Genomic DNA, 2,182 nt, shown 5'->3' on the forward strand with positions numbered 1-2,182 from the left:
GGCACCCGCGCCGAGGCCGCCGGCGAACCGCGCGAGGAAAGGCTCAAGGAATGTGCAGCGATCCAACAGCGGGTGCTCGGGGCGGTCGACGCCGAACTCGATGCGCCCGGTCCGGTCACCGGTCTGCACGTCGCGCGTGCGGTGAGCGCGGCGATGCTGCCGGGCGAACAACTCGTCGTCGGGGCCAGTAACCCCATCCGCGATGTTGCACTCGCGGGTCGTCTCGGTGACGGTGTGCGCGTCCTGTCGAATCGGGGCGTCGCCGGCATCGACGGCACCAACTCGACGGCGATCGGGGTTGCGCTCGCGGGTGGTCGGACGGTCGCGCTGATGGGCGACCTGACCTTCATCCACGACGCCACCGGACTCGTCATCGGACCGGGGGAGCCGCGGCCGGACTCGCTGCGGATCGTCGTCGCCAATGACGACGGCGGCGGCATCTTCGGGCTGCTCGAACAGGGCGATCCGCGGTTCAACACCGGGCCTTACGCCGGTAGTTACGAGCGGGTGTTCGGGACTCCGCATCGCACCGATCTGGCGTCGTTGTGTGCGGGTTTCCATATACCGCATCGTCGGGTCGAGGTGTCGGAGTTGTCGTCGGTGTTGGCCGAGGAGCCGGTCGTGGGCGGCATCGAGGTGGTCGAGGTGACGACGGACCGGGAGAGGTTACGAGCTGTGCACGCGCGGATCGGGGAGCGGTTGCGCGGGGAGTGATCTCGACACGGTGCCTCGCCCAGGGGGCTCGGTACCGGCTCGATCAGCGTGGGGGTGGCTCGATCAGCGTGGGGTGGCTCGATCAGCGTGTGGGGGCTCGATCGGCGGGTGGATTATCCTGACAGCCATGAATCCGACGATCGTGCGACGAGTCCAGATCGGACTGCTCGTCGTCGGCACCACCATCACGGTCATGGCGTTCTGCCTGGTGGCGGGCTGCTACAAGAACGACTCCACCATCGAGGCCAGCAAGGCCACCGTGATGGCCGACGTGGTGTCCGCCGATCCGTTGCACGCCGAGGTGTATTTCCAGACACCCGACGGTCGGTTCCACAGCCCTCGACTCGGTCTGCTGTACCCGACCGAACTGAGTGAAGGTCAGCGCATCCGCGTCGAATATGCCGCGTACAACCCCGACATCGCGCGGCCGATGGGGCGCAGCGCGTCGCTGTCGATCATTCCGGGGTTGTCGATCGCGGTTGTGGGTTGGCTGATCGTCGGCCTGCTGATGGTGTTTGTCGCCGAATTCTCGCGTCGATGGGGCAAGTGGCGGGCCGAGCGCGCGGAACTCGCCTCAGCCGGGAACGACGACGCTGGTGTCGCCGGAGACGAGGAGAGCCTGGTCGTCGCGGAGAAGGAGCAGTCGGTGGGTGGCGCCGAAGGCGCGCTCGACGGCGTTCACACGCCCGATGCCGCCGACGAGCCCGTCCGCGTGGGGCACCACGACGCCGTCGACGAACCCGAGGCCGACCGTCGAGTCCAGCGGTAACGCTTCTGCCGGGTCGTCGAGCAGACCGAGCGGTTGGATGTCGGAGCCGACGATCGCCGCTCCCGCGCTGGCTCCCAGGTAGGGGAGTCCGCTGGTGATGGCGTCGGCGAGTGGTCGGTCGGTGGCGGTGCGTCGAAGCACACCCAGCAGATGGAAGACGTTGCCGCCGGAGACGAACACGGCGTCGACTCTGTGTAGAGCTTGCTCGAGTTGCGGTGGCGTCAGGGATTCGAGGTCCAGGTCGACTGTGGAGAATCCCTGGTCGTGCAGGGTGGTGCGGTCGAGGTCGACCCAGGCGGGGTCGGGGTAGATCGACGACGCGGTCGCGATGAAGCCGATCGTCGCGTTCGCGGGTGCCCTGGTCGCGAGGAAATCGGGGACCGCGTTCAGCCAGCGGCTGAGCAGGAGTAGTTCGGGCATGGTGGGGAGTTCATCATGAGTTCGTGGATTCGTCACGTTGTGACATCTGTGTCGTCGGACAGGGCGGTGACGATGGCGGCATGCGCGTCGCGATCGTCGCCGAGAGTTTCCTGCCGAACGTGAACGGGGTCGTCAACTCCGTCCTGCGGGTGGTCGACCATCTCGAGATCACCGGCCACACGGCTGTCGTCATCGCTCCGGACACCCCGCGCGGGCAGCCGGGCGGGCCCCGCATGGTGGGGCGTCGGACGCCGGTGCATCTGGTGCCGTCCGTGCGGG

Annotated in this window: 1 protein-coding gene and 3 pseudogenes; 3 read left to right on the top strand and 1 reads right to left on the bottom strand. The window is 67.8% G+C overall.

The features are described from left to right. Together ABZW74_RS24470 and ABZW74_RS24475 are read left to right on the top strand one after the other, a co-directional pair. A pseudogene (locus ABZW74_RS24470) lies at window positions 1-714 on the top strand (2-succinyl-5-enolpyruvyl-6-hydroxy-3-cyclohexene-1-carboxylic-acid synthase); the annotation flags it as partial. Between the two features lie 127 nt (window positions 715-841). Continuing rightward, entirely contained in the window at window positions 842-1,483 is a 642-nt protein-coding gene (locus tag ABZW74_RS24475; RefSeq protein ID WP_308221061.1) for a DUF3592 domain-containing protein, read from the top strand. Here ABZW74_RS24475 and ABZW74_RS24480 read toward each other — a convergent pair. Continuing rightward, window positions 1,367-1,903, bottom strand: a pseudogene (locus ABZW74_RS24480) (Type 1 glutamine amidotransferase-like domain-containing protein); the annotation flags it as partial. The gene ABZW74_RS24475 and the pseudogene ABZW74_RS24480 overlap by 117 nt on opposite strands. 80 nt (window positions 1,904-1,983) lie before the next feature. On the opposite strand from ABZW74_RS24480, the pseudogene ABZW74_RS24485 reads away from it, so the two are divergent. Next, window positions 1,984-2,182 (top strand): annotated as a pseudogene (locus ABZW74_RS24485) (alpha-mannosyltransferase); the annotation flags it as partial.

The organism is Gordonia sp. NPDC003585 (assembly GCF_040610755.1).
GTDB lineage: Bacteria > Actinomycetota > Actinomycetes > Mycobacteriales > Mycobacteriaceae > Gordonia.

What these genes read in the sequence shown, in the direction of transcription:
- ABZW74_RS24475 (WP_308221061.1), top strand. Translation starts at nt 842, where the DNA reads ATGAATCCGACGATCGTGCGACGAGTCCAGATCGGACTGCTCGTCGTC.